23 protein-coding genes and 1 pseudogene are annotated in these 25,763 nt (G+C 65.7%); 14 read left to right on the top strand and 10 right to left on the bottom strand.

From position 1 onward, the window contains the following. From BN60_RS30950 to ligA, 4 genes and pseudogenes are all read left to right on the top strand, one after another. Positions 1-630: pseudogene (locus BN60_RS30950) on the top strand (hypothetical protein); the annotation flags it as partial. Positions 631-738: 108 nt separating this feature from the next. Next, positions 739-1,563, top strand: coding sequence for an outer membrane protein assembly factor BamD (locus BN60_RS16160; protein ID WP_020697138.1), 825 nt, complete (start codon positions 739-741; stop codon positions 1,561-1,563). Positions 1,564-1,567: 4 nt separating this feature from the next. Next, entirely contained in the window at positions 1,568-3,247 is a 1,680-nt protein-coding gene (recN, locus tag BN60_RS16155; protein ID WP_020697137.1) for a DNA repair protein RecN, read from the top strand. Between the two features lie 8 nt (positions 3,248-3,255). Continuing rightward, on the top strand, positions 3,256-5,415 hold the full coding sequence (ligA, locus tag BN60_RS16150) for an NAD-dependent DNA ligase LigA (RefSeq protein WP_020697136.1): 2,160 nt from the start codon (positions 3,256-3,258) through the stop codon (positions 5,413-5,415). Positions 5,416-5,430: 15 nt separating this feature from the next. Here ligA and BN60_RS16145 read toward each other — a convergent pair whose 3' ends face one another. Beyond that, positions 5,431-7,440 carry an aminopeptidase P family protein gene (locus tag BN60_RS16145; RefSeq protein ID WP_051150139.1) on the bottom strand — a complete coding sequence of 670 codons (2,010 nt, stop codon included), beginning with the start codon at positions 7,438-7,440 and terminating at the stop codon, positions 5,431-5,433. Positions 7,441-7,651: 211 nt separating this feature from the next. Between BN60_RS16145 and BN60_RS31475 the strand changes: the two genes are divergently transcribed. Beyond that, a complete protein-coding gene (locus BN60_RS31475) occupies positions 7,652-8,059 on the top strand; it encodes a DUF1127 domain-containing protein (RefSeq protein ID WP_020697134.1) in 408 nt (135 codons plus the stop codon). An 84-nt stretch (positions 8,060-8,143) separates the two neighbouring features. Here the strand turns inward: BN60_RS31475 and BN60_RS16135 are convergent, their stop codons facing one another. Genes BN60_RS16135 through BN60_RS16115 form a run of 5 tightly spaced genes read right to left on the bottom strand, consistent with a single transcriptional unit; the run spans position 8,144 to position 15,395 of the window. Beyond that, entirely contained in the window at positions 8,144-9,031 is an 888-nt protein-coding gene (locus BN60_RS16135; protein ID WP_020697133.1) for a 50S ribosomal protein L11 methyltransferase, read from the bottom strand. Beyond that, positions 9,028-10,059, bottom strand: coding sequence for an ABC transporter ATP-binding protein (locus tag BN60_RS16130; protein ID WP_043284003.1), 1,032 nt, complete (start codon positions 10,057-10,059; stop codon positions 9,028-9,030). Before BN60_RS16130 ends, BN60_RS16135 begins: the two co-directional genes overlap by 4 nt. Beyond that, on the bottom strand, positions 10,056-11,729 hold the full coding sequence (locus BN60_RS16125; RefSeq protein ID WP_020697131.1) for an ABC transporter permease: 1,674 nt from the start codon (positions 11,727-11,729) through the stop codon (positions 10,056-10,058). Before BN60_RS16125 ends, BN60_RS16130 begins: the two co-directional genes overlap by 4 nt. A gap of 16 nt (positions 11,730-11,745) precedes the next feature. After that, on the bottom strand, positions 11,746-13,071 hold the full coding sequence (locus BN60_RS16120; protein WP_020697130.1) for an ABC transporter substrate-binding protein: 1,326 nt from the start codon (positions 13,069-13,071) through the stop codon (positions 11,746-11,748). A gap of 29 nt (positions 13,072-13,100) precedes the next feature. Beyond that, the gene (locus tag BN60_RS16115) at positions 13,101-15,395 is read right to left on the bottom strand and encodes an ATP-dependent helicase (protein ID WP_020697129.1); all 2,295 of its coding nucleotides are present in this window, start codon (positions 15,393-15,395) and stop codon (positions 13,101-13,103) included. 80 nt (positions 15,396-15,475) lie between these two features. Here BN60_RS16115 and BN60_RS16110 point away from each other — a divergent pair, with 80 nt between their 5' ends. The 6 genes from BN60_RS16110 (at position 15,476) to BN60_RS16085 (ending at position 20,622) form a co-directional block, all read left to right on the top strand. Continuing rightward, positions 15,476-16,498 (top strand): S1C family serine protease, encoded by a 1,023-nt coding sequence (locus tag BN60_RS16110; protein ID WP_083856139.1) that lies wholly within the window; start codon positions 15,476-15,478, stop codon positions 16,496-16,498. A gap of 98 nt (positions 16,499-16,596) precedes the next feature. Beyond that, positions 16,597-17,553, top strand: a complete 957-nt coding sequence (locus tag BN60_RS16105) for an MBL fold metallo-hydrolase (protein ID WP_020697127.1) — start codon at positions 16,597-16,599, stop codon at positions 17,551-17,553. Further along, positions 17,526-19,136: an FAD-dependent oxidoreductase gene (locus BN60_RS16100; RefSeq protein ID WP_020697126.1), complete on the top strand. Its 1,611-nt coding sequence runs from the start codon at positions 17,526-17,528 to the stop codon at positions 19,134-19,136. Before BN60_RS16105 ends, BN60_RS16100 begins: the two co-directional genes overlap by 28 nt. A 10-nt stretch (positions 19,137-19,146) precedes the next feature. After that, entirely contained in the window at positions 19,147-19,386 is a 240-nt protein-coding gene (locus tag BN60_RS16095) for a DUF2783 domain-containing protein (RefSeq protein WP_020697125.1), read from the top strand. Then, entirely contained in the window at positions 19,383-20,138 is a 756-nt protein-coding gene (locus BN60_RS16090; protein WP_020697124.1) for an SDR family NAD(P)-dependent oxidoreductase, read from the top strand. The genes BN60_RS16095 and BN60_RS16090 overlap by 4 nt, the downstream gene beginning before the upstream one ends. Beyond that, positions 20,128-20,622 (top strand): GNAT family N-acetyltransferase, encoded by a 495-nt coding sequence (locus BN60_RS16085; RefSeq protein WP_020697123.1) that lies wholly within the window; start codon positions 20,128-20,130, stop codon positions 20,620-20,622. Before BN60_RS16090 ends, BN60_RS16085 begins: the two co-directional genes overlap by 11 nt. Here BN60_RS16085 and BN60_RS16080 read toward each other — a convergent pair. Together BN60_RS16080 and BN60_RS16075 are read right to left on the bottom strand one after the other, a co-directional pair. Then, a complete protein-coding gene (locus tag BN60_RS16080; RefSeq protein ID WP_020697122.1) occupies positions 20,609-21,127 on the bottom strand; it encodes a thioesterase family protein in 519 nt (172 codons plus the stop codon). The genes BN60_RS16085 and BN60_RS16080 overlap by 14 nt on opposite strands. An 11-nt stretch (positions 21,128-21,138) precedes the next feature. Continuing rightward, on the bottom strand, positions 21,139-21,630 hold the full coding sequence (locus tag BN60_RS16075) for a thioesterase family protein (RefSeq protein ID WP_020697121.1): 492 nt from the start codon (positions 21,628-21,630) through the stop codon (positions 21,139-21,141). A gap of 94 nt (positions 21,631-21,724) precedes the next feature. Between BN60_RS16075 and BN60_RS16070 the strand changes: the two genes are divergently transcribed. Next, the gene (locus tag BN60_RS16070) at positions 21,725-22,468 is read left to right on the top strand and encodes an SDR family NAD(P)-dependent oxidoreductase (protein ID WP_020697120.1); all 744 of its coding nucleotides are present in this window, start codon (positions 21,725-21,727) and stop codon (positions 22,466-22,468) included. Here the strand turns inward: BN60_RS16070 and BN60_RS16065 are convergent. Next, the gene (locus BN60_RS16065; RefSeq protein ID WP_020697119.1) at positions 22,465-23,184 is read right to left on the bottom strand and encodes an alpha/beta fold hydrolase; all 720 of its coding nucleotides are present in this window, start codon (positions 23,182-23,184) and stop codon (positions 22,465-22,467) included. The two genes, BN60_RS16070 and BN60_RS16065, sit on opposite strands and share 4 nt — an antisense overlap. After that, a complete protein-coding gene (locus tag BN60_RS16060; RefSeq protein ID WP_202949817.1) occupies positions 23,185-23,712 on the bottom strand; it encodes an ankyrin repeat domain-containing protein in 528 nt (175 codons plus the stop codon). Positions 23,713-23,811: 99 nt separating this feature from the next. Here BN60_RS16060 and BN60_RS16055 point away from each other — a divergent pair, with 99 nt between their 5' ends. Beyond that, a complete protein-coding gene (locus BN60_RS16055; RefSeq protein ID WP_020697117.1) occupies positions 23,812-24,837 on the top strand; it encodes an NADP-dependent oxidoreductase in 1,026 nt (341 codons plus the stop codon). A 185-nt stretch (positions 24,838-25,022) separates the two neighbouring features. Next, positions 25,023-25,763, top strand: coding sequence for a glycoside hydrolase family 25 protein (locus BN60_RS16050; protein WP_020697116.1), 741 nt, complete (start codon positions 25,023-25,025; stop codon positions 25,761-25,763).

The raw sequence follows: 25,763 nt of genomic DNA, 5'->3' as shown, positions 1-25,763 counted from the left end.
CCGCCGCCGGTCACCGTCGTGCCGCCGCCTCCGCCGCTCGCTGAGCCCGCGCCGATCGCCGCGGTGGCAGCGCCTGCTCCGGCACCGATGCCCGCACCTGCCGTGGTCGCCGAAGCGGCTCCCGTGATGTCTGCGCCGGTTGAGGCGCCGGCTGCTCCGGCGCCCGTTCTGGCCCCGGCGCCTGTTCCCGTCGCGGCCGCCCCGGCACCCGCGCCTGTGCCGGCTCCGGCCCCCGTGGCGGCTCAGCGTCCGCTGGTCGACGAGAACGACTGGCGCGTCAGCCGTCCGTCGCCCGCCAAGGCCCCGACGCGCGCCGAACCTGTTGCGCGACCGATGGCCGCGCGGTCGGGCACGGAAAGCCGTGCGCCGAACCTGTTCCAGCGGATCACCGGCGCCTTCTCGGCCCCGAAGCCTGCAGCAGCGCCGGCGACTGCGCCGGCAGCGCCTGTCGAGCCGTCCGTTGCCCGTCCGGTCGCGGAAAATGTCGTCCCGGTGGCTTCCAAGCAGCCTGCAGCCCGTCCGGGCCCGGTGCAGACCTCCATCAGCCTCGACGTCACCGAGCGCACCAAGCCGGCGCGAGATGACGACGACCTGCAAATTCCTGCATTTCTGCGGCGGCAAGCCAACTGACGCAGGTACTGTTAGTCTCTACGCATCTCCTGGAGGGGCCGTTCGGCCCCTCTTTTTTTAGCCGCCGCGTGATATAAACCCGGCCGGCGTAAATGTGACGGATGGGACATGTCGAAAGCGGTTGGATGTAGGACTCTCAGCATCGGTGCAGGACTGGCTCTGGCCATTGCGGGCCTTGGTCTCGCAGGCTGCAGCGGTTCCGACGACAATTCGACCTATGTCGAGCAGCCGGTCGAGCAACTCTACAACCGCGGCCTCGATGATCTGAGCGCCCAGGAATACAAGAGCGCTGCGAAGAACTTCGAGGAAGTCGACCGCCAGCATCCCTATTCGGTGTGGGCGACCAAGGCCCAGATCATGGCGGCGTTCGCCTACTACGAGTCGAACAAGTATGACGAGGCCATCATCGCGCTGGATAGGTTCATCCAGCTCCATCCCGGCCACCGCGACCTCCCCTACGCCTACTACCTGAAGGCGCTCTGTTTCTATGAGCAGATCTCCGACGTCGGCCGCGACCAGCGCGTGACGCAGCAGGCGCTCGATGCCCTTGCCGAGGTCGTGAGCCGCTTTCCCGATTCACCCTACGCCCGAGACGCGCGCCTGAAGGTCGAGCTCTGCATCGACCATCTCGCCGGCAAGGAAATGTCGGTCGGCCGCTACTACCAGCAGCACCAGCAGTATATCGGCGCTATCAACCGCTACCGTGTCGTGATCGAGCGCTATCAGACGACTACGCACGTTCCCGAGGCGCTGCACCGGCTGGTCGAAAGCTACCTGTCGCTTGGCGTGAAGAGCGAAGCCAAGGAAGCGGCGGCCGTGCTTGGTTACAATTTCCCCGGCAGTGAGTGGTACCAGGACAGCTACTTCCTGATGACGGGCGAAGGCACGCGGCCACCCGACGAGAGCGGCGGCTGGTTCTCGGGCATCTTCTGACCGCATGCTGGCCTCGCTTTCGATCCGCGACTTTGTGCTGATCGAGAAGCTCGACCTCGATTTTAGCCGCGGCGGTAGCGGTGGCCTCGGCGCTCTGACGGGCGAGACGGGCGCCGGCAAGTCGATCTTGATCGATGCGTTGAGCTTGGCGCTCGGCGCGCGAGCTGAATCCGGCGCCGTTCGCCGCGGTGCGGCGCAGGCATCGGTGTCGGCCTCGTTCGATCTTCCGCGAAACCATCCGGCCCATGCCGTGCTGGGCGAGCAGGGGCTCGACCAGGAAGACGTGCTGACCCTGCGGCGTATGATCGGCGCCGATGGCCGTGGCCGTGCCTTCGTCAACGACCAGCCGGCATCGGTCGCGCTGCTGCGGCGACTTGGCGAGACGTTGGTCGAGATCCAGGGTCAGATGGAACAGCACGGGTTGCTCGATACGGCAACGCATCGCCAGTCGCTCGACGCCTTCGCCGGACTGGAAAAGATGGCAGCTTCGGTAGCGGCGGCGTGGACGGCTTGGCGGGCTGCCGAGCAGGCGCATGCCGAGGCGCTGGCCGCCGCCGAGGCGGCGCGACGCGACGAGGATTTTCTGCGCCACGCGGTGAAGGAACTGGAGACGCTGGCTCCCAAGGCCGACGACGAAGAAACGTTGGCCGCGGAACGCCAACTCATGCGTGCCGGCAGCGCCCTGGGCGAGGCGGTGGCGCAGGCGCTCGGCGAACTGGAGCAGGGGCGCGGCGCCGTCGCAGCCTTGCGTTCCGCCCATCGTCATGTCGAACGCCATGTCGACAAGGCCGCGGGACGTCTCGATGCAGCCCTGTCCGCGCTCGACCGGGCCCTGAGCGAGACCACGGAGGCACAGGCGCAGCTCGAGGCGGCACGCGACGCCCTCGACTTCGATCCGTCGCGCCTGGAGAAGATCGAGGAACGACTGTTCGCTCTACGCGCCGCCGCACGGAAGCACCATGTGACGGTCCCCGAACTGGCTGCTCTCGCGGCGAGGTTTGCGGCGCAGATAGCTGCTCTCGACGACGGCGAAGCCGGCCTCAAGAAGCTGGCGTCGGCGGCGAAGACGGCCCGTGCCGCCTACGTGACCGCCGCCGAGGCTCAGGCAGCCGCCCGTCGCAAAGGAGCGGCCCGGCTCGACAAAGCCGTCGCCTCGGAACTCGGCCCACTCAAGCTCGAACGGGCAAAGTTCGTGACCGAGGTCGCTTCCCTGCCGGAAGCCGAATGGTCGGCTGCCGGCATCGATCGCGTGCAGTTCACGGTGGCGACCAATCCCGGTGCGCCGCCGGCCCCGATCGCCAAGATTGCCTCGGGCGGTGAGCTCTCGCGCTTCCTGCTGGCGCTCAAGGTCTGCCTGGCCAAGGTGGGCGATACGCCGACCATCGTCTTCGACGAAGTCGATTCCGGTATTGGTGGCGCCACGGCCGCGGCGGTCGGCGAGCGGCTGAAGCGGTTGGCCAAGGACGTTCAGGTGCTGGTCGTGACGCATTCGCCGCAAGTGGCGGCGATCGCCGACCGGCATTGGCTGATCCGCAAGACCACGACGCGCAATGCCGCCAGCACTGACGTGCTGTCGCTCGATTCCAAGGGCCGCCGCGAGGAGATCGCCCGCATGCTGTCGGGCGCCGAAGTCACCGCCGAGGCGCGGGCGGCGGCAGACAAGCTGCTGGCGACCGCGGGCTAGGAGCGAAGATGTCTCGCGCAGCGAAGTTTAAGGCAGCTCTTGCGGTCGACGAGATGACCGAGCGCCAGGCCAGGGCCGAGCACAAGCGGCTGGCCGAGGACATCGCGCATCACGACAAGCTCTATCACGAGAAGGACGCTCCGGAGATTTCGGACGCCGACTACGACAAGCTGCGGCAGCGCCTGAAGGCGATCGAGGAGCGCTTCCCGCAGCTCGTCGACATGTTCAGCCCCACGCAGATCGTGGCGCCGATGCCGACCACGGCCTTCGCCAAGGTAAAGCATGCACGGCCCATGCTGTCGCTCGACAACGCCTTCGCCGAGGAGGATCTGCAGGCCTTTCTCGAGCGCGTGCGCCGGGCGCTGGAACGCGACATCGACCTTGCCAAGGACGCCGAAATCGCGCTGGCCTGCGAGCCCAAGATCGACGGCCTGTCGATCAGCCTGCGCTACGAGGACGGCGAGCTGACAGTCGGCGCTACCCGAGGCGACGGCACGACGGGCGAGGATGTCACCGCCAACCTGAGAACGGTCAAGGACATCCCGCACACGCTGAAGGGCAGGCCCCCAAAGGCGATCGACGTGCGGGGCGAGATCTATATGGAGCGCAAGGCGTTTCAGGAGATGAATCGGCGCCAGGAGGAGGCGGGCGACAAGATCTTCGCCAACCCGCGCAATGCCGCCGCAGGATCGCTGCGCCAGCTCGATTCCTCGATCACGGCGGGCCGTCCGCTGCGCTTCTTCGCCTATGCCTGGGGCGAGGCCGAGCCGCGCACCTGGAAGACGCACAGCGACTATCTGAAGGTCCTCAAGGACTGGGGCTTCCGGGTCAATCCGCTGTCGAAGCTGTGCCGGACAGCCGAACAGGCGCTGGCCTACTACCGCAAGATGGGCGAGGAGCGGCCGTCGCTGCCCTACGATATCGACGGTGTCGTCTACAAGGTCGACCGGATCGACTGGCAGGAGCGGCTGGGCTTCGTGAGCCGCGCCCCGCGCTGGGCGATCGCCCATAAGTTCCCGGCCGAACAGGCGCGGACCCGGTTGAACGACATCCTGATCCAGGTCGGCCGCACCGGCGCCCTGACCCCGGTGGCCGATCTCGAACCAGTCAATGTCGGCGGCGTCATGGTGGCGCGTGCCACCCTGCACAATGCCGACGAAATCGAGCGGCTCGACGTGCGGGTCGGCGACATGGTGATCGTCCAGAGGGCGGGCGACGTCATTCCGCAGGTGCTGGGCTACGTGCCCGAGGAGCGGCCCAGGAAGACCGAGAAGTTCCACTTCCCCACGCACTGCCCCTGTCCGCTGAAGACCAAGGTGGCGAGCGAGGAGGGCGGCGTCGTGCGGCGCTGCTCGGGGGGGCTCGAATGCCCCTTCCAGCAGGTCGAGCGCCTGCGCCACTTCGTGTCGCGCAACTGCTTCGACATCGAGGGGCTGGGCGGCACGCACATCGAAAACTTCTTCAACGATGGCCTTCTGAAGGTGCCTGGCGACATTTTTCGCCTGACAGCACATGTTGACATCATCAAGAAGCGCGAAGGATGGGGCGACCTGTCGGCGCGCAACCTGGTCGCTGCAATCGAGGCGCGCCGGACCATCTCCCTCGACAGGCTGATCAATTCGATCGGTATTCCGCTGATCGGCGAGGCCACGGCCAAGATCCTGGCCCAGGAATATGGTGATGCTGACACGTGGCTGGCCGAGATGTTGGCGGCTTCGCGGGAGCGCAAAAAACATCCTGACGGTGTAAAGAAAGAAAAGGCCGCCGAAACGGTCGGTCCGAGCTACGGCCGGCTGTGCAATGTCGAGCAGATCGGCGTGACCACGGCGGACGCGATGTGCACCTTCTTCAGCGAAGGCCATACGGTCGAGATCATTCGCGATCTCCTGAAGCAGCTCACCGTCCAGCCGGTCGAACGGCGGGTCGTCGCGGCCGACGCCAAGCTGCGCGACAAGATCGTGGTCTTCACCGGCGAGCTTTCCACCCTGACCCGCGATGCCGCCAAGGCGCAGGCCGAGGAGCTGGGCGCCAAGGTGACGGACTCGGTCTCCAAGAAGACCAGCCTGGTGGTGGTCGGCGAGAATGCCGGTTCCAAGGCGCGCAAGGCGGCCGAACTCGGCGTCCAGACGATGACCGAGGAGGAGTGGCTGAAGCTCGTCGCCGGCTGAGCTTCAGGGGCGAACTCAGATCGGGCGGGTCGCTTCCGCCAGCCAGGCGCGGGTCGCTTCGTCGGTTTCGGGCTCGACCGTCTCGCGCACGCGCCGGTGATAATCATTGAGCCACCGCCGCTCGGCATCGGTCAGAAGTTTCGGCTCGACGCAGGCAAGATCGATGGGGGCAAGTGTCAGGGTCTCGAATTCGAGATAGCGCCGGTCGGCACCCTCGATCTCGGCTTCCTTCACCGCGATCAGGTTCTCGATGCGGATGCCGTATCCGCCGGCCTTGTAGTAGCCCGGCTCGTTGCTGACGATCATGCCGGGCTGCAGCGCCACGGTGTTGGGCATCTTGGAGATGCGATGCGGCCCTTCGTGTACGGAAAGATAGGCGCCGACGCCGTGGCCGGTGCCATGGTCGTAGTCGAGCCCGACCTGCCAGAGGGCATAGCGCGCCAGCGCATCGAGCTGGGAGCCGGATGTGCCGACCGGGAAGCGCGCCGTCGCCAGCGCGATATGGCCCTTGAGTACACGGGTGAAGCGGTCGCGCATCTCCGGCGTCGGTGTGCCGATCGCCACGGTGCGCGTGATGTCGGTCGTGCCGTCGCGATACTGCGCGCCCGAATCGACCAGATAGAGGCTGCCAGGTTCGAGCGGACGCTCGGTCGCTTCGGAGGCGCGGTAGTGGACGATGGCGCCATTGGGCCCGGCGCCGGAGATCGTGTCGAAGCTGAGATCGCGCAGCTTGCCGGTTTCCTCGCGCAGCGCCTGCAGGCGGTCGGAAACTTCGATTTCCCGCAGCTTGCCGCTCTTCGATTCGCGGGCGAGCCAGCCCAGGAAGCGGCTGACGGCGACCCCGTCGCGGCGATGGGCGCTGCGGATGCCCTCCAGTTCGACCTTGTTCTTGCAGGCCTTGGGCAGCGATACCGGATCGGCATCGCGCACGAGGGTGACGCCGGCCGCCTGAAGGCGCGTGGCCGCCCAGTAGGGCGCCGTCGCCGCCTCGATCAGGACGCGCTTGCCCGTTTGTCCGAGGGCGTCGAGCGCGCTGCCTAGCTCCTCGGGCGGCGCCAGGGTGACGGCGTTGCCGAGCCAGGCGGCCGTACGGTCCGGCACTTTGCGGCGGTCCATGTAGAGATCGACATGGCCGTCGGCGTGCAACACGGCGAAGCCCAGCGGAAAGGGCGTGCGCGGAACGTCTCCGCCGCGCACGTTCAGGAGCCAGGCGATCGAATCGGGGGCCGTGATCAATGCGGCGTCGGCCCCCTTGGCCGCGATGGCTTGGGCGACGCGCGCCCGCTTGGTCTCGCTCGCTTCGCCGGCGAACTCGACCGGCTGTGGCACGACAGGCGCCAGCGGCGCCGGCGCCCGGTCGTGCCAGACCGAGTCGACGGGGTTGGATTCGACGGAGACAAAACTGCCTCCGGCGCTTTGGCAGGCCCGCGCAAAACGCTCGTAACCGTCAACCGTCTGCAGCCAGGGGTCGAAGCCGAGCTTGCCGCCGCGCGGCAGGTTCGTTGCGATCCACTGCTCGGGTAGTTCTTCGGGAACTTGGTGCGGCACGAAGGCTGCGATATCGACCTGTGCGCGCACGGCGAGCGTATAGCGACCATCGACGAAGATCGCCGCCTTATCGGCCAGGACGATGGCGAGGCCGGCGGAGCCCACGAAGCCCGTGAGCCAGCCCAAGCGCTGGGAGCGGCGCGGTACGTACTCTCCCTGATGCTCGTCGGCGCGCGGCACGACGAAGCCGTCGAGTCCGCGACGCCTCAGTTCGGCCCGCAGGTCTCCGAGGCGGTTGGCTGGTGCAGGCGAGACGTCGAGACCGTCCCCGGCCTCTGCTAGTTCTGCCCGCCATTTGGTCAGCGCGCTGATCAGTTCAGCATCGGCACCAGGCTCTACCAGCTCGATCCACTCAGGCCCCGCCAGCCCTTCGGGGGCTGCCGCCACGCCGCGCATGAGCGAATCGAGAACAGCCGGGTCGGGATTGCGCCCGCGCTGGCGGAGGAGATGAAGAACGTCGTCTGGGGCGGAACTCATGATGATTTGGGACCCTACGCGTCGTGCTGGAAACAGGCAAATTAAGCAATATTTGTTCTTTCGCATCCGCGAGATGCAAAATTATATTGTGTCATGCAATGGATGCATATCGACCCTTCAAGACCGGCACTTATTGTTGTAACTCAAGGCTCTATATTTGCTAGGTGCGGTGCAGCATTCAATAAGTGCGCTGCACAAGAAGGAGACTATCATGATGACCCAGCCGATTCGGACCTTTGAAGATCTGACCAGCGAAACTGCGCCGGCGGGGGGAAACGGGATTTCCAAGATCGGCTTCACCTTCGACGACCGCCGCTTGATCGAGCTGCGTGCCCGATATGCACGCGCCGAGATGCTGGCCAACGCTCTGGGTGACGGCTTTCTGTGGCTCGGCCGGCAATACGACCGGCTTGTCGCAGGCATCAAAGCCGACATGAAGGTGCGGGCCGCCGAGGCCCAACTGCACCGCATGACCGACCGCGAACTGTCCGATCTCGGCCTCTGCCGTGCGGACATCAGCTTCGCTGTCCGCGAGGCCGCCGAAGGTATTGTCCCGCAGATCGACGGCGTCACCGGCCTCGTCGTTGCGGCGAACCAGAATCTGCGTCGCGCAGCGTAGAGTTTGTAGCGTAGCGTAAGCGTAAAAGGGCCGGCGAAAGTCGGCCCTTTATCGTTCCGGGTAGGCCTCGCCGGCCTTCTGCGTCTAGGTCCGCCGGAGCACCAGGCTGCGCCACCAGGCGCCGCCGGTTTCTAGGTCGATACGGCGCTCGAAAGTGAAGCCGTGCCGGCCATAGGCCGAGAGGACTTGAACGGCTTGCTCGACCAATAGCCCACTCAGCAATACACGTCCCCCTGGCCTGACCGCGGCGGCGAAGGACTCTGAAAGCTCGACCAGCGGCCCGGCGAGAATGTTCGCCACGATGAGATCGTAAGGCGCGGGCCCCCGCAGCTCGTCGGCGTCGAGGCCAGCCGACACGAAGAAACGACAGAAGTTGGCCACGCCGTTCAGTTCGGCGTTCTCGCGCGCCACGTCGACGGCCTCGGCATCGTTGTCGCCGCCGATCACCGGCCGCTGCCAAAGCTTGGCCATGGCGATGGCAAGGATGCCGCTGCCACAGCCGACATCGACGGCATTCACCGTTTCGCTCGGATCGAGCGTCGCCAGCATCTCCAGGCAGCCGCGCGTCGTGGCGTGCGTCCCGGTACCGAAGGCTAGGCCGGCATCGATGCGCAACGGCAGCAATCCACTCGGCATGCCGTCGCTGACATGCGAGGGATGAACCCAGAACGGACCGACGGTGAAGGGCTGGAACGAGCGCTGGTTCTCGGCGACCCAGTCGATGTCGGGAAGGTCTTCCCACTGCCAGTCCGGCCGAGGGACGCCCAGAGCCTGTGCCGCGGCGACGATCGCGGCCTCGACCGAAGCGGCCTCGCCTTCGCCGAAGATGTCGATGCGCCATGGCCCGTCGCGCGAGACTTCGCAGCTCGCGACAATGAAGCCATCTTCGCTCAACCGCTCTTCGAGGAGCGCTTCCCACGCGGCGCGCTCGGTGGCGGGCACGACAAAACCTGCTTTGCGGACGGTACTCATGCGGGCAGGTAGAGCATGCGCTCGGACGGTATGGCTACTCCCACGACGTCGCCGACGGCCCGCAACTCGTTGCCGGAGTGGAACGGTGTCTCGATCAGGATCTCGCTCTCGCCGATGCGCACGCCGTAACGCACGGTGGCGCCCAGGAATTCGCGGTGCGTGATCGGACCGTGCAAGGCAGCGACTTCGGCGGGCGACAGCGTGGCATGTTGCGGCCTGAAGACCAGGCGCTTGCCCGCCGGGACGGCAATGCCTGCGCCTTCACCCAGAATATTGGCCGAGCCCAGGAAGCTCGCCACGAAGAGGTTGGCCGGCTTTTCATAAAGCTCCATCGGCGTGCCGACCTGGCGAATGACGCCGGCTTCCATGACCGCGATACGGTCGCAGATCGTGTTGGCCTCTTCCTGGTCGTGCGTGACGAAGATCGTGGTCAGGCCGAGCCGCTGCTGCAGGGTCCGCAGCTCGCGCCGCACGCTGACCCGCATCTTGGCGTCGAGGTTGCTGAGGGGCTCGTCCAGCAGCAGCACCTTGGGTTCGATGGCGACCGTTCGTGCCACCGCCACGCGCTGCTGCTGGCCGCCCGAGAGCTGGGCAGGGCGCCGTTGGGCATAGTCCGAGAGGCCGACCAATTCGAGCGCCTGCGCGACCCGGCGGTCGATCTCGGCGCGCGGCAGACGTCGCTCCTCCAGGCCGAAGGCAACGTTCTTGGCTACCGTCATGTGAGGCCACAATGCATAGCTCTGGAACACCATGCCGACATCGCGCTTCCACGGCGGCAAGGGCGCCACGTCCTGACCGTCGAGCAGCACGCGGCCGGACTGGGCCTGGGCGAAGCCCGCGATCAGGCGCAGCAGGGTAGTCTTGCCGCAGCCCGACGGGCCCAGAAAGGCGAAGAACTCGCCGGGCCGGATCGACAGTGCCACGTCCTTCAGCACATGCGTCGACCCGTAGGAAAGGTTGACCCCGCTGATCTCGATGCCCGTTGCCTTCATCGCCTTTGCCGGCTTCGACATGGTCATCTCCGTCATATATCGAGGCCGCGTGCGCGTTGCGAGCGGTCGGCGGCGAGCTGCGACAGCCACATGCAGACCGCCACGATGATCACCGCGATGACGCCCAATGCCGCGCCGGCACCGCGACCGGCCGGTGTCTGCATGAGTACGTAGAGGCCATAGGCCAGCGGCGCATCGGAGTTCGACTGCACCAGCATCAGCACGGCCGAGAGCTCGACGGCTGCCGTGGCGAAGCTGGTGACGAAGCCCGCCAGCAGGCCGCCCGTCATCAGAGGCACGACGATGCGGCGCACGGTTCGCGCCTTGGTGGCGCCGAGGTTCTCTGCGGCTTCTTCCAGCGACACCGAGATTTGCTGCAAGGCGGCGTAGGCGGCGCGGAGCGCGTAGGGCAGGCGACGGATGGCGATGGCCAGCACGATCACGATCCAGAGCGCCGCTAGCGGCGTGCCGTCCGGCAGCTTCACGCCATAGAAGGCGCGGAGATAGCCGATGCCCAGCACGACACCCGGGACGGCCAGCGCGGTGCTGGCGGCCCAGTCGAGCCATTGCCGGCCGGGCAGGCGGGTGCGCAGCACGAGATAGGCGATGGCGCCGCCGATCACGACATCGATGGCTGCCGCGAGGCCGGAATAGAGCAGCGTGTTCTTGATGTAGACGGAACTGTCGCCCAGCACGCGGGCATAGTGGGCGAGGGTGTAGCCGTCGGGCAGCGGGCTGAACGACCAGACGGTGGCGAAGGAGAGCAGCACCAGTCCGAAATGCGGCGCCAGCACCAGCAGCAGGATCAGGATCACGACCGCGTAGGCCAGCACCTGTTCGCGCGGCTTGAGCTGGCGGCGGGCGAGGCCACCGCCGCCGCGCTGTGTGGTGGCGTAGTCCTTGCCTTTCATCACGAGCGCCGTGGCCCACATGGTCGCCACGGCGACCACGATCAGCACGACCGAGATCACGTAGCCCATCGGATCGTCGATGCCGATGGAAGTGATGCGCAGATAGGCCTGCGGCGCCAGCATTTCCTTGACGTTCAGCAGCAGCGGCGTGGCGACGTCGTCGAAGACCTTCACGAACACCAGGCTGGCGCCCGCGATGTAGCCGGGCAATGCCAGCGGCAGGGCGATACGGCGGAACAGGCGCAACCCGTGCGAGCCCAGGTTCTGTGCGGCCTCCTCCATGCTGCGGTCGATGTTGCGCAGCGCCGCCGACAGATTGACCAGGATGAAGGGGAAGTAGTGGATCGCCTGCAGGAAGATGACGCCGTTCAGCCCCTCCATGAAGCCGATCTTGAAATCGAACCATTCTTCGAGGAGCAGGTTGACCGAGCCGTTGCGCCCGAACAGGAGCTGCATCGCCACCGCGCCGACGAACGGAGGCATGATCAGCGGCAGGAAGCCCAGGGTCTGGACCAGCATGGCGCCGCGGAACTCGAAGCGCGTCGTGAGGTAGGCAAGCGGCAGAGCCAGCGCCGAGGCCCAGACGACCGTCATTGCGGAGACGTAGACGGAGTTCCAGAAGGAGCGCACGAACAGGTCGGTGCGCGCAAAGTCCACGAAGTTGATCAGCGTGAGTGCGCCGCCGCCCTTCTCGGTGAAGGCGACATAAACCACGGTCGCCACGGGCACGACCAGGAAAACCCCGAGGAAGAGGGCAATGGCCAGCGCCAGGGCAACCTGGCCGGGCGAGCGCATGGTCAAGTCACGAGCTTCAGCGGAGGAGCTTCAATGCCTCGTCGGCCTTGGCCTTGGCCGCGGCGTATTTTTCCTTGGCGAAGGCCGACCATTGCTGTTCGAGCTCGGCCTGGCGCGACGACTTTTCCTTAGCCCCGGTGAAGGCGGCCTTGATCTCGGGGGAGGCTGCCTGCGCGTCCGTGACCGGCATGGCGGCGATCAGGTCGCGCGCCTCCTTGGCAAGCGCTCGCGCCTGGGGATTGTCCTTCTTGGCGAGCGCGGCATCGACTTCGTGCAGTGCCTTGGTGGCGGCCTTCAGCGGCTCGAGCTGGAAGGTGATGAGCTGGTCGAACAACGTGTCGACCGCCGCGGTGCGGCTCTCAGACAGTTCGGCATTGAAGGTCAGCAAGCCCTGCAGGTTCTTGTCCTTGAAGGGATTGGGATAGCCGGCGGGCGCCTTGGCATAGGTCTCGGGCCGGACGGGCAGGCGACGGATGGTCGGCTCAAGCAGCACTTCCTGACCGGCCGGGGAGAGCAGGAATTCGATAAAGGCTTCGGCGCCGGCCTTGTTCGGTGCGTTGGCGACGATGCCCACATTGGCGGGGACCAGCGTCGTGACAGACGGATAGACGAACTTCACCGGAAAGCCCGCGCCCTGCGAGGAGAAGGCGAAGAAGTCGATGACGATGCCATAGCCGACCTGGCCGGAGTTGACGGCTTCGGGGACGCCGAACGAACGGTCCGTGACCTGCCGCAGGTTGCCCGATATGTCCTTGATGGTGCGCCAGCCCTTGTCCCAGCCCTCGCCCTGCAGGATGGTTTCGATCGTGAGATGCGTCGTGCCCGAGCGCGAGGGCGCCGAGATCGACACATGGTCGAAGTAGGGAGGCTGCGCGAGGTCCTGCCACTCCTTGGGTGACGGCAGCTTCTTGGCCTTCACGTAGCGCTCGTTCCACATGATGCCATAGCCCGAGGCGGCGAAGCCGGAATAGAAGCCGTCCTTGTCGTTCACCGGATAGGAGCCGACTTTTTCGGCGATGCCGGTCGCCTTGGGCTTGTAGGCCGCCAGCAGCTTCTTGCCCTTCAACACCTCGAAGGCGTCGGGCGCCGAAGCCCAGAACAGGTCGACCTGGTTGTTGCTCTTGGTCTCTTCGAGGAACTTTACGCCGGCATTGGTGTTGCGGTTCTGCACTTCCAGCGCGGCGCCCGGCACGGCCTTCTCGAAGGCTTTCTTGATGGGGTCGGTGACGTCCTTCGAGAACGACGTGACCACCGTCACCTTGCCGGTCTGGGCGACGGCGCTTCCTGTGGCGAGAACGAGGGCCAGAGGAGCGGCTAAGGCGAGAGCTGATCGGCGGAACATGATGTTTCTCCCCTGCAGTTTCTTTTTTGTCAGGCAGCTTCGATGAAGCTATCGAGCACTTTCTTGGAACCGGCCTTCTCGAATTCGATGTCGAGCTTGTTGCCGTCCACGGCGACGATGCGGCCGTAGCCGAATTTCTGGTGAAAGACGCGCTGGCCGATGCTGAGGTCGATCTTGTCGCCCTCGACAGCGCGTCGGTCGTCGGCCGTCTCGTTGCGCCAGCGCGTCCGACGGCCCGAGGCGACACCCAGGCTCTCATAGTCGAAGCCGCTCGCCTGCTCGCGCAGACCGCCGTGATGGCCGGCGGAGTAGGTGGCGTAGAGGCCGGCGTCGCTGCTTTCCGCCAGCTGGTCGGTCGGCAGTTCGCGCAGGAAGCGCGAGGGGATGGCCGCCTGCCACTGGTTGAACACGCGGCGGTTGGCGGCGAAGGAGACATAGGCCCGCTTGCGCGCACGCGTCAGCCCGACATAGGCCAGCCGCCGCTCCTCCTCGAGACCTGCCAGGCCTTTGTCGTCGAGGGCGCGCTGGTTGGGGAACAGCCCTTCCTCCCAACCCGGCAGAAACACGGAGTCGAACTCTAGCCCCTTGGCCGCATGGAGCGTCATCACGCTCACCATGTCGCCGTTGGACCGTTCGGCATTGTCGGTGAGCAGCGCCACATGCTCCAGGAACGCCGGCAGGGAGTCGAATTCCTGCAGCGCGTTGGTGAGTTCCTTGAGGTTCTCCAGGCGCCCCTCGGCTTCGGGCGAGCGATCCATGCGCAGCATGTCGGTGTAGCCCGATTCATCGAGAATGGTTTCCACCACCTCGACGTGGCTCATGCCGTCGAGCATGGCGCGCCAGCGCTCGAAGCCGCGGATCAGGTCGCCCAGCGACTTGCGCGGGCGGGCCTTCAGCTCGTCCGTTTCCAGCGCCCGGCGCGTCGCCTCGAACAGCGAGATCTTCTGTGCCCGCTGGATCATGCGCAGGGTGCGCAGGGCCGATTCGCCGAGGCCCCGGCGCGGCGTGTTGTAGATGCGCTCGAAGGCGAGATCGTCGTCGTGCTGCACGGTGACCCGGCAGTAGGCCAGCGCATCGCGGATCTCCTGGCGCTCGTAGAAGCGCGGGCCACCGATCACGCGATAGGGCAGGCCCATGGTGATGAAGCGTTCCTCGAACTCGCGCGTCTGGAACCCGGCGCGCACGAGGATGGCGATCTGGGCGAGCTTGTGCTTGTCGCGCTGCAGCGCCTCGATCTCTTCGCCGATGGTGCGGGCCTCCTCGTCGCCGTCCCACACGCCGCGCAGCGAGATGCGCTCGCCTTCCTTGCTGTCGGTCCACAGGGTCTTGCCGAGCCGCCCCTCGTTGTGCGCGATCAGGTGCGAGGCGGCCGCGAGGATGTGCGGCGTCGACCGGTAGTTACGCTCCAGCCGCACGATGGTGGCGCCGGGGAAATCCTTCTCGAAGCGCAGGATGTTGCCGACCTCGGCGCCGCGCCAGCCGTAGATCGACTGGTCGTCGTCGCCGACGCAGCAGACGTTCGGCGTGCCCTGCGCCAGCAGGCGCAGCCACAGATACTGCGCCACGTTGGTGTCCTGGTATTCGTCGACCAGGATATGACGGAAGCGATTGTGATAGGTCGCCAGCACGTCGGGATGCTGCTGCCACAGGGTGACGCAGTGCATCACGAGATCGCCGAAGTCGACGGCGTTCACGTCGGCCAGCCTGGCCTGGTACTGGCGGTAGATATCCGCCGCCCGGCCGCCGGCGAAGTCGCCGGCATCGTCGGCCGACACCTTCTCGGGCGTCAGCGCGCGATCCTTCCAGCGCTGGATGATCCCGGAGAGGATTCGCGCCGGCCACTTCTTGTCGTCGATCCCCTCGGCCTGCAGGAGCTGCTTGATCAGCCGTGTCTGGTCGTCGGTGTCGAGAATGGTGAAATTGCTCTTCAGTCCGATCAATTCGGCGTGACGGCGCAGCACGCGGACGCCGACCGAATGGAAGGTGCCGAGCCACATACCGTCGGCCGCGCCGCCGATCAGGCTCGCCACGCGGTCGAGCATCTCGCGGGCCGCCTTGTTGGTGAAGGTCACTGCAAGCACCTGCGAGGGCCGGGTCTGGCCGGTAATCAGCAGGTGGGCAATCCGGGTCGTCAGCACGCGGGTTTTGCCGGTGCCGGCGCCGGCTAGGACCAACAGGGGGCCGCCAGTGTGGGTGACGGCCTGGCGCTGCTCCTCGTTCAGCCCGTCGAGGTGGGCCGTGGACGCAAGGGCGCGCCGTGCCGGAACGGGATCAGCCGCTACGGGGTCGTCGGTGATTTCAAACGGATCGGCGGGGGGCGCCATGAAGCGTCATATAGCAATCGGGACGGCAGACGCCTATCTTTAGACTGTGGACGCGCTTGTCGAGTGCGGGAGGTACGCGGATGGCCCGAGGACTGAACGGTTCCGCTAACGGCGCTGGTCATTGGCCGCCTTCCGGGCAGGAGGGCGTCGTTGCCCAGACCCCGGGCAGCAGCGGCTCGAATCTGCCGCCTCCGGTTCTGGCGGCATTGCCGGCGGTTGTGGGCGTCAGGGCGACCGTTCCAGCCAGTCGCCGGACCGCCCAGACATTGGGCACGGAGCGTGAAGGTCATGGCATCCTGCTGGATGGCGAAGGCCTCGTGGTCACCATCAGCTACCTCGTCATGGAGGCCGATACGGTGACGATCACCGATATCGACGGACGGGAGCTGCCGGCCCACATCGTGGGGTACGACTATGAAAGCGGCTTTGCCCTGGTGCGGACGGAGGCCCCGATGCAGCACAGGCCGCTGCGTTTCGGTGACTCGGACACCCTGACGCTGCGCAGCGAGGCCTATGTCGCGGGCCTGGGGGGCGCCAAGTCGACGCTTAAGATCAAGGTTGCCGGCCGTCGCGAGTTCGCGGGCTATTGGGAATACCTCCTCGACAACGCGATCTTCACGGTGCCGGCGTTTCCGATGTGGGGCGGCTCGGCGCTGATCGGCGCGGAAGGCGAACTGCTGGGCGTCGGCTCGCTCCTGGTGCAGGAGGCGCTAGGGCCGGGCGCGCCGGCATTTCCCGGCAACATGTATGTGCCGATCAACCGGCTGAAGCCGATCTTTCAGGAGCTGGTATCGACCGGCCGTCTGTCGACGCCGCCCCGTCCGTGGCTCGGCCTCTATACGCTCGAGCATGTGGGCCATCTCGTGGTCGGTGGCATTTTCGACGGCGGCCCGGCCGATCGCGCCGGCCTGCAACGCGGCGATATCCTGCATGCCCTCAACGACGATGTGCTGGATGACATCGCCGATTTCTACCGCAAACTCTGGGGCAGCGGCCCGGCGGGTACCGCCGTCAAGTTGCGGATGGAGCGGGACGGCGACGCCTTCGAAGTGACCGTGCGCACCGGCGATCGCGCCGCCTATCACAAGTTCGGCTCGGACTGACCGGATATCGAGCCGCTGCCTGTGCATAGCCGTGCTTTGACTTCGAGCACGGCGGCTGCATAGGTTCATATGAACGACCAAGCATACGGGAGATGACGATGGCCAGAGCCTTCGCCTCGCAGGCGGATATGGCGGAGAAGAAGATCACCTTCAGCCGGCTGTCCGACCATGCGTATGCCTTCACCGCCGAGGGCGATCCCAACACCGGCATTGTCGTCGGCGACGACGCGGTGATGGTGATCGACACGCAGGCGACGCCGAAAATGGCCGAACAGGTCATCCAGCGCATCCGCACCGTTACCGACAAGCCCATCAAGTATGTGGTGCTCTCGCATTACCACGCGGTGCGTGTTCTGGGGGCGGCCGGCTACAATCCCGAGCACATCATCTGCAGCGAGGCGACACGCGACATGATCGTCGAGCGTGGTGCCCAGGACTACAAGTCCGAACTGCAACGCTTCCCGCGGCTGTTCCAGGCGGCCGAAACCATTCCCGGCCTTACTTGGCCCACGATCACCTTCAACGACCGGATGACGCTGTGGCTGGGCAAGCTCCAGGTCGACATCATCCATGCCGGCCGCGGCCATACCAAGGGCGACACGATCGTCTGGCTGCCCGAGGAGCGCACGCTGTTCAGCGGCGACCTCGTCGAATATGGCGCCACGCCCTATGCCGGCGATGCCCATTACAAGGACTGGCCCGAGACCCTGCAGAAGCTGCGTGACCTCAGACCCCAGGCGCTGGTGCCGGGCCGTGGCGATGCGCTGATCGGCGAAACTGCCGTCGAGGAAGGCATCGCCGGTACCCAGGCTTTTCTCAATGATCTCTACAAGGCGGTCTCGGCCAGCGCCGTGGCGGGCGAGTCGCTGAAGCAGGCTTACGACAAGGCGATGTCGGCGCTGCATCCGCGCTACGGCAACTGGGTGATCTTCGAGCACTGCATGCCGTTCGACGTGTCGCGTGCCTACGATGAAGCCAAGGGCCTCGATCATCCGCGCATCTGGACCGCTGAACGCGACGTCGAGATGTGGGCTGCGCTGGAGAAGGACGGCTGAGCTCCTACACCTACCGCCAGTATCCCTATCGTCGGCCGCCCGAGCTTGACGGTCAGACGGCGCGCCGGCCGGTCGTGATCGTGGGCGCCGGCATGGCCGGGCCTACGCTTGCCCTGTTGCTGGCGCAACGCGGCATACCCACGGTCGTGCTCGACGAGGACGATACGGTGAGTGTCGGCAGCCGCTCGATCTGCCAGGCCAAGCACAGCCTCGAGGTCTGGGACCGTTTCGGCATCGCCCAGCGGATGGTCGATAAGGGCATTACCTGGGGGCAGGGCGAGGTCTATCTCCGCGACAAGCCGATCTATCGCTTCAGCCTGCAGCCCGAGCCGGAACAGAAGTTCCCTGCTTTCGTGAACCTGCAGCAATACTATGTGGAGGAGTATCTCTTCGAGCGCTGCCTGGCCGAGCCGCTCGTCGATCTGCGCTTTTGCAACAAGGTGGTCGGCGTGGCGCCACGCGGCGATGGCGTCACCATCGAGGTCGAGACGCCCGAGGGCCGTTACAAGCTCGAGACGGACTGGCTGGTCGCTTGCGACGGCGTGCGCAGCCCGGTGCGGCACATGCTGGGCTTGCCGTATCCCGGCGAGGTTTTCCACGACCAGTTCCTGATCGCCGATATCCGCTTGTTGAGCGAGCTGCCCAAGGAACGGCGCTTCTGGTTCTATCCGCCGTTCCATCCGACCAATTCGGTGCTGCTTCACCGCCAGGCCGACGACGTCCTGCGCGTGGATTTCCAGCTCGGTCGCGATGCCGATGCCGAGGAAGAAAAGAAGCCCGAGAATGTCGATCGGCGGCTGCGCCAGATGTTCGGGCCCGACGCGCGCTGGGAGCACGAATGGACCAGTGTCTATACCTTCACCTGCCGGATGATGGAGCGCTTCGTCCACGGTCGGGTGATCTTCGCGGGCGATGCCGCGCATGTCGTGTCGCCGTTCGGGGCGCGCGGCGGCAATAGCGCCATCGCCGACGTTGACAATCTCGCCTGGAAGCTCGCTCTCGTCCTCGCAGGCGCCGCGCCAGCCAGTCTGATTGACAGCTATTGCAGCGAACGGCGCGCGGCGTCGCACGAGAACATCCTGAACTCGACGCGCAGCACCGACTTCATCACGCCCAAGTTCGCGGCCTCGCGCGCCTTCCGCGACGCCGCCCTGGCACTGGCGCGCGACTTTCCCTTTGCCCGCGCCCTGATCAACAGCGGACGGCTGTCGGTGCCGACCGGCCATGCCGGCTCTGCCCTCGATACGCCAGATGTCGATCAGGACTGGCGCCGCGGTCCGGCGCCCGGCCATGCCATGGTCGACGCTCCGGTGGGAAGCGACGGCGACGGCTGGCTGGTCGACCGGGTCGGCCCGGACTTCACGCTGCTGACCTTTGCCGACCGCGGCTTTGCGTTCGGGTGTCTGCCGCAAGGGGTGAAAGGTTTGTGCGTTTCGGGCGATGGGCTGGCCCGCCAGCGTTACGACGCACGGCCGGGCACCAGCTATCTCATCCGTCCCGACCGTTATGTCGCCGCCCGCTGGCGCCGCTATGATCCCGTGGCCGTCGATGCGGCCGTCCGGCGTGCGACGGGCGATGGTTGAAGGAGCCGCAATGTCCGATGATGCTCCCTCTGCGGTGGTAACGGGCGCCCTGCGGCGCTCGCTTAATCTCTCGCGGCCCGACGATGTCTACAACGCCATCGTCGATGCCCATAAGGACCTCAGCGACGAACAGTGCCGCGCCTTCGATGCGCGGTTGATCCTGTTGCTTGCCAATCACGTCGGCGACGAGGCGGCCATCCGCGAGGCGCTTGCGGCTGCTCGCCAATCGCTGGAGGAAGAGGGCGCATGAAGGACGTGCTCACCGGACGGCTTGCTCTTGTTACCGGCGCGGGCCGTGGCAATGGTGCTGCCATCGCCCGAGGCCTTGCAGCCGCCGGCGCACGGGTGATCGTGACCGATATCGACCTCGACGCTGCTCGCGCCATTGCGGACAGCATCGTGAAAACAGGCGGCGATGCGCGCGGCCATGCGCTCGATGTCACCGATGCCGAGGGTTGCCGCAAGCTCGCCCAGGACATCTCGCTGCTGGTCGGCCCGATCGGCATCCTGGTCAACAATGCCGGCATCTTCCTGCGCGGCAACCTCGTGGCACCGGACGGTCGCGCGCGCTGGGAGCGGACCATGGAGGTGAATGTCCAGGGCCCTTACAACGTCACCATGGCCTTCATCGAGCAGCTCAAGCATACCAAGGGCTGCATCGTGAACATCGCCTCGACCAATTCGTTCGTGGCGCCCGCGGGTAACGGTGTTTATCCGGTGTCCAAAGGGGCGCTCGCCCAGTTCACGCGTGCGTTAGCCACCGAATTGGCTGCCGATGGTGTGCGGGTGAACGCGCTTGCGCCGGGCATCATCGCCACGGCCATGACCGAGGTCACCCGCGCCGATCCCGCGCGCCTGGCCTCATTCCTCGCCCACGTGCCGATGCGCAGGGTAGGAGAGCCCGAGGAGCTGGCGGGGCCTGTCGTCTTCCTCTGTTCCGACGCGGCGAGCTACATCACCGGGGCGATCCTGCCCGTCGACGGAGGCTATCTTGCCGGATGAGATCAGGGATATCGTGGTACGGCCGGCCACCGTCGAGGATGTCGATACGTTGCACCGTTTTTCGGTCGATCTCGCGACCTACGAGGACGAGCCCGATGCCGTCGCCTCGACGCCGCAGACTCTGGCGCGCGATGGCTTCGGGGAGAATCCCCAGTTCGCGGCCTTGATCGCCGAGCGCAGCGGCAAGCCTGTGGGCTTCGCGCTCTATACCTTCAACTATTCCGTCTGGACGGCAGCACGCGGCATCTTCATCGAGGATATCTGGGTCGTGCCGGAAGAACGCCGCGGCGGCGTGGCGCGTGCTCTGATGCAAGGGCTGGCGCAGGAATGCACGGCCCGCGGCTACAAGCGCATCGACCTCAACGTGCTCGACTGGAACCCGGCGCGCGGCTTCTACGAGCGCCTGGGCTATCGCTGGATCCGCAACTGGCTGCCCTACCGGCTGAGCGGCGAGGCGCTGGAGAAGCTGGCTAAGTCTTCTTAGCCAACCCCATGACGCGGCCGGACTTGGCCGGCTTGGGCAGCGCCTTGTGCGTCTCCCAGATGACGTCGAGCCGTTCGGCCACCGGCGCCGGCCACGGCGCTGAACGCCGCGTGGCGTAGTCGATGTTCATTATGATCGTCTCGTTGGTCGCCGCCAGATAGTCCTGTTCGGCGTGGTACATCTCGTGGAAGAGATGGACCTTCTTGGCGTCGCGCGCCAGGAGCTGCGTCGTGAAGCGCATGGGCGCCCCCTCGCGCAGTTCGCGATCGTAGGTGACGTGGGTCTCCAGCACGAAGGTCATGCCGAGCTTGCCGTCGACGTAACGTCGGCCCAGCCCCATGTTTCGCATGAAGGCGCCGGAGGCCTGGTCGAAAGCGGCGACATAGAAGGCGACGTTCATATGACCGTTCCAGTCGACCCATTCGGGAACGACGGTCGAGCGGTGTGTGTCGAGCGGCGCGCGCGTGACGAGTTCGGGCAGTTCGTAGGGCAGGGATTGCAGCATGAAGGCGACTATTACTTCCTCTTGATTCCGATGAGGCGGCCGGCCTGCTTCGGACGAGGCAGTCCGGCATGCGCCGCGGCGAGTTTCTCGATGCGCTCCATGGCGAAATCCGGCCAGGGTGCGGAGCGCCGCGTTTCGTAGTCGATGTTCATCAACATCAACTCGTTGGTGGCGGCGAGGTACCCCTCGGTCGCGTGATGCATTTCGTGGATGTAGTGGATGCGCTTGGCGTCGTGGTCGAGGATCTGCGTCGTGATCCGCAGCGGATCGCCTTCCTTGACCTCCCGGTCGTAGGTGACGTGCGCTTCGAGCACGAAAGTCATGCCGAGCTTGTCGCGTGTATACTCCCAGCCGCAGCCGAATTGCTGGCACAGGGTATCGGTCGCCTTGTCGAAGGCCACGACATAGAAGCCCACGTTCATATGGCCGTTCCAGTCGATCCATTCCGGCAGCACGGTCGCGCGGTGCACGTCGAGCGGCGCGCCGAGGTTGGGTTCGATCATGGGGTATGGAGGTAATTTCATGCGGGCGGACCGTAGCGAAGCCGTCGGGTCGGCCGCAAGTTCCATCGAACGTCATTCGCTACGAGGAACTCCGATGGCAAAGAAACCTAAGGCCCTCATTCTGGGCGTCGGCGCCGAACGCGGCATCGGCGGCGCAGCCAGCCTGCGTTTTGCAAAGGAGGGTTACCATGTCCTGGTCGCCGGTCGGACGACCGCCAAGATCGACAAGGTTGTCGAGGCGGTTCGCCAGGCGGGCGGGACGGCGACGGCAATAACGGTCGACGGCACCAAGGAGGACGAAATCGTCCGGCTTTTCGACAAGGCCATGGCGGACGATGCCGACGGCACACCGGCGGATCTCTTCGTGTTCAATATGGGCAACAATGCCGCCGTCGATTTCCGCGAGATGACAGTTCAGCATTTCGAGGATTCCTGGCGGGTCGGCTGTTTCGCGGGCTTCCTGTTCGGCAGAGAGGCAATGCGCCGGTTGGCGCCGCTCGGCCGCGGCACGGTGATCTTCACCGGCGCTTCGGGCTCGATGCGTGGGCGGCCGCGTTTTGCTGCGTTCAATGCCACGAAGGGCGGATTGCGCCTGCTGGTCCAGTCGATGGCGCGCGAGTTCGGGCCGCAGGGCATCCATGTCGCCCACGTGATCATCGACGGCGGCATCGAGGGTGACCGGCTCCTGTCGCGCATGCCAGATCGCGCGGAGAAGGCCGGCCCGGACGGCCTGCTCAAAGTCGACGCCATTGTCGACAATTACTGGCACCTGCATCGGCAGCAACGCAGCGCCTGGAGCCACGAGATCGACCTCAGGCCCTATAAAGAGACGTTCTAGGGAATCGCGAGCAGTTCGCTTGCCACGAGGTCCGGCGCCGAGATGATACAGTTGTGGCCGGCCTCGATGGGGCGATAGCGGATGTGCGGCATCGCCTGCACCTTCTCGTGCATGCCGGCCGACACCGGATAACGTGGCTTGGTGCAGGCGACGTAGGTCATCGGCCGCCCGTTGCCGGCAGGATGGGTGAGCCGGATCGGCTTGGTGTAGCAGGCCAGCGGATGCGGCGTGAGCTGACGGTGCGTCCACGCGGCCAGTTCGGGATCGTCGATGATCAAGCTGCCGACCGGCGCAAAAGGCAGCACGTCGGTGCCGTTCACCTGCTTCACCAGCTTCCGCCGCTTGGCCACGATCTCCTTCGGAATGCGACCGAAGATCGACTGGCCGTCCTGCGGGATGCCGCCATCGATGATGACGAGATGGGCGATGCGCTCGGGGATGCGGTCGGTGACGAGGCCTGCGATCAGGCTGCCGAAGCTGTGACCGACCAGCACGATGTCGCGCAGGTCCTCGCGCTCCAGCGTGGCGATCGTGTCGGCAAGGAAGACATCGTTGTCGAGGTCGGGCGCCAGCTCGGCGGCACGCTCGCCGACGCCGCGAAAGGGCAGGGCGCGTGCATTATGGCCGGCGGCCGTGAGCCGTTCGAGAACGAATTGCCAGGACCAGGCGCCCATCCAGGCGCCGGGCAGACAGACATAGGTACGCTTTGGAGTCATTCAGCGGGCGCCAGCAGCTTCCAGGATTGCCGCGATCTCGCGCTGTCCGCGCTGGCGGGCATGACCGAGCGGCGTGACGCCCTGATTGTCGGCCAGATTGACGTCGGCCTTGTGGGCGACCAGCAGACGCGCGATCTCGATGTACTTCGCACTGCCATCGCCCAGGATCACCGTCTCGAGCAAGGCGGTCCAGCCCAGGCGGTTTACGTGATTGACGTCGATGGCGGTTTGCAACAGCTCGCGCACGGTTTCGACATGGCCGTGATGACAGGCCGGGATCAGCGCCGTGCCGCCGTAGCGATTGGTGCTCTTGAGGTCGGCGCCAGCCTGCAAAGCGAGCTTCAGGATTTCGAGCCGCCCCTCGGCGCCGGCCAACAGGAACGCGCTGTCGCGCTTCTCGTCCTGGGCGTTGACGCTGGTGCCGGCGGCGATCAGGCGGCGCGCCGCCTCGACATCGTTGCGCTGCGTGGCGTCGATCAGAGCACGTTCGTCGGCCGTAAGCGGCGCGGAGGGGGACTGGGCAGTCACGACGCCACTCCATAGCAGAATGAGCAGGACGAGGAAGGCGTGCATCGTTCTCCCGTTTCGATCAGCGTGCTAGCCTGCCGCAAAGATTGGGAGGATTCCATGGCCAGCAATCGCCGCGTACTCTTGAACTCGCGCCCGCAGGGCGAACCGACCGATGCCAATTTCGCCATCGACGAGGCGCCGATTCCCGAACCCAAGGACGGCGAGTACCTCTCGCGCACGATCTGGCTGTCGCTCGATCCCTACATGCGCGGCCGCATGGCCGAGGCCAAGGGTTATGCCGCCAACGTCAACCTGGGCGATCCGATGGTCGGCGGCACCGTGGGTCAGGTCGTGAAGTCGAAGAACCCGAAGTTCAAGGAAGGCGACTATGTCGTCGAGTACTCGGGCTGGCAGAGCTATGCCGTCTCCAACGGGGCGGGCGTCATGAAGCTCGATCCGGCCGTTGCGCCGCTCTCGACGGCGCTCTCCGTGCTCGGCATGCCGGGCATGACGGCCTGGTGGGGCCTGATGGAAATCGGCAAGCCCAAAGCGGGCGAGACGGTCGTCGTCTCCGCCGCCTCGGGTGCCGTTGGGTCGGTGGTCGGCCAGCTCGCCAAGCTGCGGGGCTGCCGCGCGGTCGGCATCGCCGGCGGCAAGGACAAATGCGACTATGTCGTGAACGAACTGGGCTTCGATGCCTGCGTCGATTATCGCGCGGCAGGGGCCAACCTCTACAAGGAGCTGCGCGCCGCCGCCCCCAAGGGGATCGACGTCTATTTCGAGAATGTCGGCGGTGCGGTGCAGGCAGCCGTCGTGCCGCAGCTCAACGACTTCGCGCGCGTCCCTCTCTGCGGTCTGATCTCGCAATACAACGAGATGCAGATGAATCCCGGTCCCGACTGGCGCCTGCTGCTGATCAAGCGCGCCACCGTGACGGGCTTCATCGTCTCGGATCACTTCGACAAGATGGAGGGCTTCTGGAAGGAAGTGCCGGCGGCGGTGAAGGCTGGGAAGATCAAGTATCGCGAGGACATCGTGAAGGGCATCGAGAATGCCCCACAAGCCTTCATGGGCCTGCTCAAGGGCAAGAATTTCGGCAAGCTGCTGGTCCAGGTCTCGGAGGATCCGACTCGCTCGCGGTAAATTGCTTCGCTGCGACAGCATTCTTTCGCAATCGATGGGCATGCGTGATAAATAGGAAGGCGACTTCGTTCGGTGGGAATGTTGCCTGAATGATATCTCGTAGATTGATGCTGGGCGGTCTGGCCGGCTTGTCGGCGCCCGCCCTTGTTGGTTGTGGCCAACGTCCGGCGCCGGCGTCCGCGTACATGCCGGCCCCCGGTTCCGGTGAGGGTTACCGTCCCGCTGTCGAGGGACTCGATGCCGTGATCGACATCAGCAACAACGTCACGGTCAGCGATTTCCGCGCCGTGCGTCGCAGTGGCATGCTCGGCGTCATCCACAAATGCACCGAGGGTGGCGACTGGATCGATCCCTCCTATTCGTCGCGGCGAAACCAGGCCGAGCAGTCCGGGTTGATGTGGGGTGCCTATCATTTCGGCACCAGACAATATTCCGGATCGGATCAGGCGATGGCCTTTCTCGCCATCGCGCGGCCGGGTCCCCATACCCTGCTGGCGCTCGATCTCGAACCGAACGAGCGCAACCCCCGCAATACGATGCAGATCGCCCAGGCAGAGGCCTTCGTGCAGGTGATCTACCAGAAGACGGGCCGGCTTCCGCTGCTCTATACCCACCCGAAGTGGGCCAACGGCGAAAGGTTCGGCAAGCATCGCCTCAGCCTGGGCCAGCCCGTATCGCCCAACTCTGTGCTGGCGCGTTGCGACCTGTGGCTGGCCGATTATCGTGAGCAGCCAGAAGTACCTTACGCTTGGGCCAACAAGGGTTGGCGCCTCTGGCAGTATGTCGCCGACGAGACTGCGGCCGACGCGGCCTATGGCACGGTGCCGCGCGCCATTCCCGGCATCTCCCATTGCGACCGCAACCTGTTCAAGGGCGACGAGGCCGCCCTCCATCGTTATTGGCGCAGCGGCGGCCGCGTAGCCTGA

This window comes from Reyranella massiliensis 521 (assembly GCF_000312425.1).
Classification (GTDB): Bacteria; Pseudomonadota; Alphaproteobacteria; order Reyranellales; family Reyranellaceae; genus Reyranella; species Reyranella massiliensis.
The sequence above is the reverse complement of the archived record's forward strand: the minus strand, read 5'-3'. Positions and strand labels throughout refer to the sequence as shown.

Excerpts from the sequence above, each read along its gene's own strand:
- BN60_RS16160 (WP_020697138.1), top strand. The coding sequence starts at position 739 with ATGTCGAAAGCGGTTGGATGTAGGACTCTCAGCATCGGTGCAGGACTG.
- recN (WP_020697137.1), top strand. The coding sequence starts at position 1,568 with ATGCTGGCCTCGCTTTCGATCCGCGACTTTGTGCTGATCGAGAAGCTC.
- ligA (WP_020697136.1), top strand. The coding sequence starts at position 3,256 with ATGTCTCGCGCAGCGAAGTTTAAGGCAGCTCTTGCGGTCGACGAGATG.
- BN60_RS16145 (WP_051150139.1), bottom strand. The coding sequence starts at position 7,440 with ATGAGTTCCGCCCCAGACGACGTTCTTCATCTCCTCCGCCAGCGCGGG.
- BN60_RS31475 (WP_020697134.1), top strand. The coding sequence starts at position 7,652 with ATGATGACCCAGCCGATTCGGACCTTTGAAGATCTGACCAGCGAAACT.
- BN60_RS16135 (WP_020697133.1), bottom strand. The coding sequence starts at position 9,031 with ATGAGTACCGTCCGCAAAGCAGGTTTTGTCGTGCCCGCCACCGAGCGC.
- BN60_RS16130 (WP_043284003.1), bottom strand. The coding sequence starts at position 10,059 with ATGACGGAGATGACCATGTCGAAGCCGGCAAAGGCGATGAAGGCAACG.
- BN60_RS16125 (WP_020697131.1), bottom strand. The coding sequence starts at position 11,729 with ATGCGCTCGCCCGGCCAGGTTGCCCTGGCGCTGGCCATTGCCCTCTTC.
- BN60_RS16120 (WP_020697130.1), bottom strand. The coding sequence starts at position 13,071 with ATGTTCCGCCGATCAGCTCTCGCCTTAGCCGCTCCTCTGGCCCTCGTT.
- BN60_RS16115 (WP_020697129.1), bottom strand. The coding sequence starts at position 15,395 with ATGGCGCCCCCCGCCGATCCGTTTGAAATCACCGACGACCCCGTAGCG.
- BN60_RS16110 (WP_083856139.1), top strand. The coding sequence starts at position 15,476 with ATGGCCCGAGGACTGAACGGTTCCGCTAACGGCGCTGGTCATTGGCCG.
- BN60_RS16105 (WP_020697127.1), top strand. The coding sequence starts at position 16,597 with ATGGCCAGAGCCTTCGCCTCGCAGGCGGATATGGCGGAGAAGAAGATC.
- BN60_RS16095 (WP_020697125.1), top strand. The coding sequence starts at position 19,147 with ATGTCCGATGATGCTCCCTCTGCGGTGGTAACGGGCGCCCTGCGGCGC.
- BN60_RS16090 (WP_020697124.1), top strand. The coding sequence starts at position 19,383 with ATGAAGGACGTGCTCACCGGACGGCTTGCTCTTGTTACCGGCGCGGGC.
- BN60_RS16080 (WP_020697122.1), bottom strand. The coding sequence starts at position 21,127 with ATGCTGCAATCCCTGCCCTACGAACTGCCCGAACTCGTCACGCGCGCG.
- BN60_RS16075 (WP_020697121.1), bottom strand. The coding sequence starts at position 21,630 with ATGATCGAACCCAACCTCGGCGCGCCGCTCGACGTGCACCGCGCGACC.
- BN60_RS16070 (WP_020697120.1), top strand. The coding sequence starts at position 21,725 with ATGGCAAAGAAACCTAAGGCCCTCATTCTGGGCGTCGGCGCCGAACGC.
- BN60_RS16065 (WP_020697119.1), bottom strand. The coding sequence starts at position 23,184 with ATGACTCCAAAGCGTACCTATGTCTGTCTGCCCGGCGCCTGGATGGGC.
- BN60_RS16055 (WP_020697117.1), top strand. The coding sequence starts at position 23,812 with ATGGCCAGCAATCGCCGCGTACTCTTGAACTCGCGCCCGCAGGGCGAA.
- BN60_RS16050 (WP_020697116.1), top strand. The coding sequence starts at position 25,023 with ATGCCGGCCCCCGGTTCCGGTGAGGGTTACCGTCCCGCTGTCGAGGGA.